This is a genomic window from Streptomyces sp. NPDC005195 (assembly GCF_040608315.1).
Taxonomy (GTDB): Bacteria; Actinomycetota; Actinomycetes; order Streptomycetales; family Streptomycetaceae; genus Streptomyces; species Streptomyces kaempferi.
In genome coordinates this window covers 1-9,029 of the sequence record NZ_JBEXHZ010000096.1, presented here as the reverse complement: position 1 = coordinate 9,029, position 9,029 = coordinate 1, and the positions used below count along the sequence as shown (strand labels likewise).

At 70.4% G+C, this 9,029-nt stretch carries 6 protein-coding genes and 1 pseudogene; 6 read left to right on the top strand and 1 reads right to left on the bottom strand.

Annotation, left to right across the window (positions count from 1 at the left end):
- Positions 1-43: 43 nt before the first annotated feature.
- The 4 genes and pseudogenes from ABZV34_RS35255 to ABZV34_RS35240 all read left to right on the top strand — a co-directional run.
- Positions 44-136 (top strand): annotated as a pseudogene (locus tag ABZV34_RS35255) (short-chain dehydrogenase); the annotation flags it as partial.
- Between the two features lie 199 nt (positions 137-335).
- Positions 336-728, top strand: coding sequence for an ester cyclase (locus tag ABZV34_RS35250; RefSeq protein WP_356286052.1), 393 nt, complete (start codon positions 336-338; stop codon positions 726-728).
- Positions 729-816: 88 nt separating this feature from the next.
- A complete protein-coding gene (locus tag ABZV34_RS35245) occupies positions 817-1,503 on the top strand; it encodes an SDR family NAD(P)-dependent oxidoreductase (protein WP_356286049.1) in 687 nt (228 codons plus the stop codon).
- 266 nt (positions 1,504-1,769) lie between these two features.
- On the top strand, positions 1,770-3,500 hold the full coding sequence (locus ABZV34_RS35240; RefSeq protein ID WP_356286046.1) for a RecQ family ATP-dependent DNA helicase: 1,731 nt from the start codon (positions 1,770-1,772) through the stop codon (positions 3,498-3,500).
- A 276-nt stretch (positions 3,501-3,776) separates the two neighbouring features.
- Here the strand turns inward: ABZV34_RS35240 and ABZV34_RS35235 are convergent, their stop codons facing one another.
- Entirely contained in the window at positions 3,777-5,225 is a 1,449-nt protein-coding gene (locus ABZV34_RS35235) for an NAD(P)/FAD-dependent oxidoreductase (protein WP_356286043.1), read from the bottom strand.
- Positions 5,226-5,658: 433 nt separating this feature from the next.
- Here ABZV34_RS35235 and ABZV34_RS35230 point away from each other — a divergent pair, with 433 nt between their 5' ends.
- Positions 5,659-6,384: a TetR/AcrR family transcriptional regulator gene (locus tag ABZV34_RS35230; RefSeq protein ID WP_356286040.1), complete on the top strand. Its 726-nt coding sequence runs from the start codon at positions 5,659-5,661 to the stop codon at positions 6,382-6,384.
- Positions 6,385-6,400: 16 nt separating this feature from the next.
- Entirely contained in the window at positions 6,401-8,854 is a 2,454-nt protein-coding gene (locus ABZV34_RS35225) for a SpoIIE family protein phosphatase (protein WP_356286037.1), read from the top strand.
- Positions 8,855-9,029: the final 175 nt, after the last annotated feature.

The following is a 9,029-nucleotide window of genomic DNA, read 5'->3' as shown; positions in this document are numbered from 1 at the left end:
GACTTCCGTAGCGATCGCTGCAGAACTCGAAGGGACTGGTCACGTGGGACCGCTCGACGGAAGAACCGCTCTCGTGACCGGGGGCAGCACAGGCATCGGGCCGGCCAGTGCCGTTCGGCCGGCGGCCGAGGACGCGACCCGGCTTGCGCATCAGACGCGCGACGAGCCGACGGTCAACCTGATGAGAGCACAGCGCATCACTCGGAAGTGACTCCGGCCGGTGCGCATCCTCCCGAGCGTCGGCCGGAACGGCGAGGCCGTGAAGGGCGCAGTGTCCCTCCTCCCCATCCGGTCGCGGCTCCGATCCGGAGCCGCCCCACAGAAGGGTCGACTTCATGTCGGACAGTGATCCGCGCGCGTTCTACCTGCGCTATATCGAGGCACTCAATGCCCACCAGTTCGACGGCATGGACGAGTTCATCAATGACCGGACCACCCTGAACGGCGAGCCGGCCACCCGGGACGACCTCATCGCCGTTCAAATGCATGACGTGGACGCGGTTCCGGACCTCCACTGGGACATCAGGGAACTGCTCTTCGACGGTGACCGTTTGGCCGCGCGTCTGGTCAACACCGGTACCCCGGTGAAGACATGGCTCGGCGTGGCTCCCACCGGCACCTCGTTCGAGATCGTCGAGTACGCCATCTATCAGGTCCACGACGGACGGTTCGTCCACATGACCGCCCTGCACGACGCCCGTGAACTTCTCCGGCAGCTGACCGGCTGACCTCTCGGATCAGCGCCGACGACTCAAAGAAGAGTCCGAACACCACCGACAACGGCCCGTCAGAGCCACATCACTCGTAAGGACGCGCATGACCATCACACTGATCACCGGAGCCAACAAGGGCATCGGCTTCGAGACAGCCAGACAGCTTCTGGCATTGGGCCACGTCGTCTACATCGGCGCTCGTGACCTCGAGCGAGGGGAGAAGGCCGCGGCGGAGCTGGGCGCGCGATTCGTGCGGCTCGACGTGACAGACGACGCATCGGTGAGCAGCGCGCTGAAGGCGATCGGCTCGGCCGAGGGCCGGCTCGACGTCCTGGTGAACAACGCGGGCGTCCTGGGGCACGGAGCCACCGACGGTCCCACGGCACTGCGGGCCTTCGACACCAACGCGGTGGGAGTCGTGCGTGTCACGGAGGCGGCGCTTCCGCTGCTGCGCAAGTCCTCGAACCCGACCGTGGTCACCGTTTCCAGCAGTGCCGGGTCCTTCTGGGCGGTGACCAATCCGGACCGGCCGGAGTTCAACTTGCCGTTGGCGCTCTACTCCGCGTCCAAGTCCGCGGCCACCATGCTCACGGTCCAGTACGCCAAGTCCCAGCCGGGCATCAAGTTCAACGCCGTCGAGCCCGGCACCACCGCGACCGACCTGACCGCGGGCTTCGGAATCGGCAGGGCGCCGGAGGAGAGTGCCCGGGTCGTCGTGCGTCTCGCGACTCTCGACGCGGACGGCCCTACGGGAACCTTCCAGGACGAGAACGGGGAAGTGCCCTGGTAGCCGTATGAGAACGGTCGGGAGGCAGCCCGGACGGGCAGCCCCCGTCCGTTCCACCGGCCCTGACGATTCTCATGCCGCTCACGGTGGCGCAGTCGGCCTTGGCGCCGGAGAACCCCGCCCCGTCGAAGCCGACCGCGCCCCCGGAGAACTCCGTACCGTCACACGCCGAGGACACGGAACGACAACTCCTCACGAACGGACCGTTTTTCGTCTCGACGGGGGTACACGAGCGCCGAACCACACTGGAGAACGGCGTCAGGAGTGCCATGCGTGTCAAGGTCGGATACTTCAAGACCAGGTCACTCAGGAGACGACTGCGCCGCTGTGCCCGCGAGGTGTTCGGCTGGGAGGGCCTGCGGCCGCCGCAACTCGCCGCCATGACAGCCGTGATGGAGGGGCGCGACACCATCGTGGTGATGCCGACGGGTGCGGGGAAGTCCGCCGTGTACCAGGTGCCGGGTGTACTGCTGGAGGGGCCGACCGTCGTGGTCTCGCCCCTGATAGCGCTCCAACGGGACCAGGTCGCCCATCTCGCCCGCATCAAGGGGTCAGGCGCCTCGGCCGTCAACTCCGCGCAGCGCCCGCGGGACAACGAGGCCGTGTGGGAGCGCGTACGCGAGGGCAGCCTGGACTTTCTGTTCGTCTCGCCCGAGCAGCTCGCGAAGGACGAGGTGGTGGAGCAGATCGCCGCAGCCAATCCCGCGCTGATGGTGGTCGACGAGGCGCACTGCGTGTCCTCGTGGGGATACGACTTCCGGCCCGACTACCTGTCCCTGTGCCATGTGCGCGAACGCATCGGCCGGCCGCCGCTCCTCGCCCTCACCGCCAGCGCGGCGGCTCCGGTACGGGCGGACATCGTGGAGCGGCTCGGCATGCGGGAGGCGCACGAGGTGGTCGCGGGGTTCGACCGCCGCAACATCACGCTGGAGGTCGTACGCCACCGGGAGAACGCGGGGAAGCGCCGGTGGGTGGTGGAGCGTGCCGCGGCCGAGGCCAAACCGGGCATCGTCTACGCGGGAACGCGGCGGGAGTCCGAGGAGTACGCGCGGGAACTGTCGGAGCTCGGATTCGACAGCGCCGCCTACCACGCGGGGCTGCCGGCGGCTGAGCGCTCCCGGACGCACGACCGCTTCCGGGACGGTGCCCTCGACGTGGTCGTCGCCACCTCCGCGTTCGGGATGGGTATCGACAAGCCGGACATCCGCTTCGTGCTGCACGCATCGGTGCCGGGTTCCCTCGACACCTACTACCAGGAGATCGGCCGGGCGGGTCGCGACGGAAAGGCGTCGACTGCGATCCTCGCGTACCGGCCCGAGGACCTCGGCGTGCAGCGGTTCCGGACGGGCGCGCATCCCGACCCCGAGGTGCTGGGCGGGCTGATCGACGCGGTGCGCGAGGAGCGGGGGCAGGTCACGGCGAGCAGTCTGCGTCAACGCACCGGGCTGTCCCAGACGCCACTGACGTCGATGCTGCACCTGCTGGAGGAGGCCGGAGCCGTGGCGACGGAGAAGCGCGGCGGTGTCCGGGCCGTGCCGGGGGCGCAGCGGGACGCCTGCGTCCGCGAGGCGATGCGGATCGCTTCCGCCCGCGTCGACCTGGAGCGTTCCCGGGTGGAGATGATGCGGGCGTACGCGGAGACGAACGGTTGTCGCCGACGCCACATGCTCGGGTACTTCGGTGAGAGTCTGGCGGAAGGCGACTGCGCGGGCTGTGACATATGCGCCCGTGCGCAGGAGCTGAAGGCGGCCCCCGCCCGTACAGGAGACATCCTTTCCGGTACGGGCCCTGCCCCGCTGGAACCCGTGACGGCCGACGGATCCTTTCCGCCCGGAATGCGGGTGGGGCACACCACGTGGGGCGAGGGCGAGGTGATGAGCGAGGACGGGAACAGGATCACGGTCCTGTTCGAGAGCGTGGGCTATCGCACCCTGTCCCTCCCCGCCGTCCAGGCGCGAGGCCTGCTGACGCCGGTGTCGTCCACCGCTACGAGGAACTGAGGCCGCCTCGGCGTCATCGACACGATCAGGAACGCGCCAGGCGCCACGCCCGATGCGACCACCGCTCCTCGGCCGGTACGTCGGCCACCGTCCGCCCGTATCAGCGGAGCACACGCCCGGGCAACGCCCCGTACCCCGGCGGGCGCTGCGGACATGGATTCCGCGCGCCCGTGGAGACGCGTCGGTTCCCGTCCGAACAGCCCGCGGTGCCCCCGCCGACTCCGCGGGGACCGGTCGCGTGCGTCGGTGGCGCGACGCGACCGGCAGGCGCACGGTTCAGCCGCGGTACGCCTTCAGCAGGTGGAGCCACACCTCGCTGATCGTCGGGAAGCAAGGCACCGCGTGCCAGAGGCGGTCCATGGTGATGCCCCCGGCCACGGCGACGGTCGCCGAGTGGAGGAGCTCGGCCACCCCGGGGCCCACGAAGGTGACGCCGAGGAGGCGGTGACCGTCCAGGTCGACCACCATCCTGGCCCGTCCCCGGTAGCCGTCCGCGTACAGGAACGCCCCGGGGACCGCGCCCATGTCCACGTCGACGACCCTGGTCCGGTGGCCCGCCCGTTCCGCCTCGGCCGCGGTGAGTCCGACGGAGGCGGCCTCGGGGTCGCAGAAGAAGACCTGGGGGACCGCCTGGAAGTCGGCGGTCGTGGCATGGGCTCCCCACGCCGCCGTGTCGAGGCTCTCTCCGCGGGCGAGGGCTCCGATGGCCTCGCCGGCGATGCGGGCCTGGTACTTGCCCTGGTGGGTGAGGAGGGCGTGGTGGTTGACGTCACCCGCCGCGTACAGCCACCCCCCGTCGAGGCCGCGCACGCGACAGGCGTCGTCGATGTCCAGCCAGGTTCCGGGGGCGAGCCCGACCGTGTCCAGGCCGATGTCGTCGGTGAGCGGGGTGCGTCCGGTGGCGAAGAGGACCTCGTCCGCTTCGAGTTCGGCGCCGTCGGCCAGCCGCACGGTGACAGGGCCGACCGGGTCGGGCCGGCTCAGGGACACCACGTCGGTGCTCGTGCGCACGTCCACACCCGACTCCGCCAGGCCGTGCGCCACTTCTTCCCCGACGAAGGGCTCCATGCGCGGAAGCAGGCCGGATCCCCGGGCCAGCAGGGTGACCCGTGCGCCGAGGCCCTGCCAGGCGCTCGCCATCTCGACGGCGACACCGCCCCCGCCGATCACGACGAGGCGGCCGGGCACCTGCTCGGAGTCGGTGGCCCTCCGGTTGTTCCACGGGCGCGCCTCCTCGATGCCGGGAAGGTCGGGGACGAAGGCACCGCTGCCCGTGCACACCACGACCGCATGCCGCGCCTCCAGCATCCGCTGTGCACCGTCCGGGCCCTCCACGGCCACGCGTCGCTCCCCCGCGAGCCGACCGTGGCCGCGGACCAGCGTGGCCCCCAGCGCCGTCATGTTGTCGGCCTGCCCACTGTCGTTCCAGTCCGCCACGACGCGGTCCCGGCGCGCGAAGGCACCGCGCGGGTCCACCTCGCCGGTGACCGCGGCGCTCGCCCCCTCGACCCGGCGTGCGTCGGCGACGGCGACCACGGGTCGCAGCAGCGCCTTGCTCGGGATGCAGGCCCAGTACGAGCACTCGCCGCCTACGAGTTCGCGCTCGACCAGGGCGACCGAGAGGCCTGCCGACCGCGCCCGCTCGAGCACGGTCTGGCCTACGGGGCCGGCCCCCACCACGATGACGTCGTGGACATCGGTGTCGTCATGCGGCGTCGGTTCCATGACACATCCTCATTCGTCGGTAGGGGGGTGTGGGATGCCGCTCTCCGACCGCATCCGCTGCCACGCGGTCCCCTGAGCGTCATGATCGGCGTCTGCCGGTTACGTGGTCGGCAAGCGGTACCGAGGATCTCGTCACGGCCACACCGGTGCACCGTCACAGTCCTGCCCGCGGCCAGGGGCGGCTCACTCACGACGACCGGCGCGCTGATCATCACCCCAGCTTGCCCTGGAAGGGTCCGTCCAACGAGCCAACACCCCGTCGTCGGGCACCATCGCCCCACCTTCCGTGGTGCCCGCCCGCCCGACGTTCGACGGGAAGGACGGCGGCACCCAAGCGAGGGGACTCGCCCCAGAGGTCAAGGACAAGGTGTGGTGCTCGGGGCAGCCATATCAATGGTATGTAAAAGTATTACAACAGTGATAAATTGGACAGATGCAAGAGCGGTCCGTACGCACCCGGCAGCGGGTTCTGCGCGCCGCCGCGGAGCTCTTGGGCACGCAGGGACGTGCGGGCATCTCGACGCGCGCCGTCAGCGCGGCGGCCGGAGTGCAGCCGCCGACTCTGTACCGGCTGTTCGGCGACAAGGACGGACTGCTCGACGCCCTCGCGGCGTACGGCTTCCAGCAGTATCTGCGGGAGAAGCAGGCTCTCGAGCCGACCGACGACCCCGTCGCCGATCTGCGCCGGTCCTGGGACCTGCACGTCGGGTTCGGCCTCTCGCGGCCGGGCTTCTACGTACTGATGTACGGCGAGGGCCGTTATCGCGGCGGCATACCGGAGGGCCTCGAGACCATCGCGATCCTCCGCCGGATTCTTGCCCGGGTGGCCGCCGCCGGCCGGCTGCGCATGAGCGTGGAGCGGGCCACGCAACTCGTCCACGCCATGGGCCTGGGTGTCGTGCTGTCACTCATCGCGACGCCCCCTTCCGAGCGGGATCAGGACCTGCCGGCGACAGCCCGTGAACACGCACTGCGCATGATCACGACGGCATGCACCGTCGAGGAGCAGAGCGCGGACGTGGCGCGCCGAGCCGCGGCCCTGCGCGAGGCGTTGTCCCAGGGCGACACCACCCCGATGACAGCGTCCGAGCGCGCACTCCTGTCGGATTGGCTCGACCGCCTCGCCGACGGGAGCCCTGCCGCCCGATCGACACCCTGAAGGAAGGACGGCGCCGATGGCCGGAGCCAGGGACACGATGCCGGACGCCGGGCGAGGAGCCGGCCACATGGTCGACACGGCCATGGCGGCGGTGGATGCCCACGGAGTGGTCGTCGCGTGGGGCCGGGAGGCCGAGCGACTGAGCGGCCTTTCGGCCAGTGACGTGATCGGACGATGGGCCGGGCGGCTGCTGGCGGACCCGGACGTGATGCTGAGGGCACCCGCCTTCACGGATCGGAGCCGCCGGGAGGACGGCTGGTCCGGGACGGCCCGGCTCCGTCGCGGCGACGGCACCCTGCTGGATGTGTACCTGCGGGTCTGCCCCCTTACCGAGCGGGACGGTGGAGTGCGGTGGCTGGTCACCGCGACCGAGATGACGGCTGATCCCTCCTGGCCGATGAACGGTGCCGGGGTGCAGGCGCTCCTCACAGGGGCGCCGATCGGCATCGCCGTGCGCGACACCGACCTGCGTTGCACCTGGGTCAACGACGCCCTGGCACTCCAGGACGGCGTCCCCCGGGAGAAGAGGCTCGGGCGCCGGCTGACGGAGGTGCTGCCGGGACCCGAGGCCGAGTCGGTCGAGGAGGTGATGCGACTGGTCCTGCGCAGTGGGGAGCCGCTGGTCGATCACGAATACCGCACGTGGATGTCGACGAATCCACAGCAGGAACACTCGTTCTCGACCTCGTTCTTCCGTCTCGACGACGCCGACGGGCGCACCTTGGGGGTGTGTGCCATGAGCGTCGATGTGACGGACCGGCAGCGGGCCCGCGAGCGCCTGGCCGTGCTCAGCGAGGCCAGCACCCGGATCGGCACCACGTTGGAGGTGATGAGAACCGGGCAGGAACTCGCCGACCTGGCAGTGGCCCGTATCGCGGACTTCGTCGCCGTGGACCTGGCGGAGTCCGTCGCGCTGGGCGAGGACTCGCTGGCCCGGCTCGGCTCCGCGAACGGTCACGTGCCTGCGTTCCGCCGAGCGGGGGTGGCATCGATTCACGAGGGCGTTCCGGAGTCGCTCTGGTCGCGCGGCGACGTCGTTTCCGTACCGGCCCCCTCCCCCTTCACGGAGGTCCTGGCCTCGGGTGAATCACATCTCGAACCGGTGGTCAACGCCTCTCGAGGCACCTGGCTCGAGAGGGATCAGGGACGGTCGGCCAGGATGCGCAGGTACGCGATGCACTCGCTGATGATCGTGCCGATCCACGCGCGCGGTGCGGTGCTGGGCGTGGCGGTCTTCTTCCGCATGGGCGACTCCGTGCCCTTCGAGGCGGGCGACCTGAGGTTGGCCGAAGAACTCGTCGCTCGTGCCGCCTTGTCCCTGGACAACGCCCGCCGCTACGTGCGCGAGCATGCCGCGGCCCTCGCCCTTCAGCGCAACCTGCTGCCAGGGCGGCTGATCGGCGGGGTGGCCGTGGAAGTGGCATCTCACTACGTTCCCGCCGACACACAGAATGGCGTGGGCGGCGACTGGTTCGACGTCATCCCGCTGTCCGGCGCCCGGGTGGCCCTGGTCGTGGGCGACGTGGTCGGCCACGGCATCAACGCCGCGGCGACCATGGGCCGGCTGCGGGCCGCGGTGCACACGCTCGCCAACATGGACTTGTGCCCGGACGAGTTGCTCGCACACCTCGACGACACCATCTCGCGCCTCGACGTGGAGGACAGCGGCATCCCGGGACGCGCCGGCGCGGAAGCCGGCGCCACCTGCCTCTATGCCGTTTACGACCCGGCCACCCGGCGCTGCACGATGGCCCGGGCGGGTCACCCGCCGCCCGTGGTGATCTCGCCGCAGGGCCGGGTCTCGATCCCCGATCTTCCGGCCGGTCTGCCGCTCGGGGTCGGGCCGGCCTCCTTCGAGGCGGTGGATCTGGAGCTGCCCGAGGGGTGTGTGATCGCCTTCTACACCGACGGGCTCGTGGAAACCCGGGATCAGGACATCGACACCGGGATACGTCGGCTGAGCACCGTCCTGGCACGACCGGACCGCTCTTTGGACGAACTGTGCACCGCCGCGTTCGACACCCTGCCGACCAGAGCCCTCGAGGACGACGCCACTCTGCTGCTGGCGCGGACCCGTTCGCTCATGCCGTCACAGATCGCCACCTGGGACCTGCCGCACGATCCCGTCGTCGTTGCGCACGCCCGGGCCCTGGCCACCGCCCAGTTGACCGGATGGGGGCTGGAGGCCCTGGCCGCCACGACGGAACTCATCGTCAGCGAATTGGTCACCAACGCCGTACGACACGGCGCCGGCTCCATCACCCTTCGCCTCATCCGCCACGAGGTGCTGGTCTGCGAGGTGACCGACACCAGTGACTCCGTCCCACGCCTGCGTCATGCCCGTCCGACGGACGAGGGCGGCCGCGGCCTCTTCCTCGTCGCGCAACTGTCCAGTCGGCGAGGCACGCGCCACACCTCCGCCGGTAAGACCGTCTGGGCCGAGCAGGAAATCAACATCCCTGGCCTTTGAGGACACCGGAGGCGTAGCCGTAGGTGTTGGCGTCGCGCCCACGTCGGGCCCGCGTCGGGCCACGCCCTGTCCTCGCCGACGATGGCCAGGCCGAAAAAAGCTCACCAGGAACGGCATGGCCCTGTGCGCGGCCATCGGCTGCGTCAGCGCATCGCCGCCCACGCCGGCCCTTCGT

What these genes read in the sequence shown, in the direction of transcription:
- ABZV34_RS35250 (WP_356286052.1), top strand. Translation starts at nt 336, where the DNA reads ATGTCGGACAGTGATCCGCGCGCGTTCTACCTGCGCTATATCGAGGCA.
- ABZV34_RS35245 (WP_356286049.1), top strand. Translation starts at nt 817, where the DNA reads ATGACCATCACACTGATCACCGGAGCCAACAAGGGCATCGGCTTCGAG.
- ABZV34_RS35240 (WP_356286046.1), top strand. Translation starts at nt 1,770, where the DNA reads ATGCGTGTCAAGGTCGGATACTTCAAGACCAGGTCACTCAGGAGACGA.
- ABZV34_RS35235 (WP_356286043.1), bottom strand. Translation starts at nt 5,225, where the DNA reads ATGGAACCGACGCCGCATGACGACACCGATGTCCACGACGTCATCGTG.
- ABZV34_RS35230 (WP_356286040.1), top strand. Translation starts at nt 5,659, where the DNA reads ATGCAAGAGCGGTCCGTACGCACCCGGCAGCGGGTTCTGCGCGCCGCC.
- ABZV34_RS35225 (WP_356286037.1), top strand. Translation starts at nt 6,401, where the DNA reads ATGGCCGGAGCCAGGGACACGATGCCGGACGCCGGGCGAGGAGCCGGC.